1 protein-coding gene is annotated in these 302 nt (G+C 66.2%); it reads right to left on the reverse strand.

The features are described from left to right. Window positions 1-302: L,D-transpeptidase (locus EN859_RS36905; protein ID WP_135913729.1), on the reverse strand; the 302-nt coding region annotated here is incomplete at both ends.

The raw sequence follows: 302 nt of genomic DNA on the forward strand, positions 1-302 counted from the left end.
GGCATGCACCGCGTAACCGCCGCTGAAGAACACCGAATGCGGCATCGGCGCGTTGTCGTATTTCTTCGAGTACCACATCTCGTGCATGCGGGTCGGCTTGAACGAGCCGGTCGGCGTGATGTGCCCCCTGCCACCGGTCGACACCTTCCAGGTGTAGGTCGGCCGGCCGTCGACCGTCACTTCCATGACCTGCTGCGACAGCGAAACCGTGGCGACGAGCTGGTTGGCGTGGGCGGCATTGCCGGCACCGAAGAGCAGCGCCGCGCCGGTGAGCGCGGCGGCGGTGATGTGGATGAGCTTGG

This window comes from Mesorhizobium sp. M00.F.Ca.ET.216.01.1.1, from assembly GCF_004010325.2.
GTDB lineage: Bacteria > Pseudomonadota > Alphaproteobacteria > Rhizobiales > Rhizobiaceae > Mesorhizobium.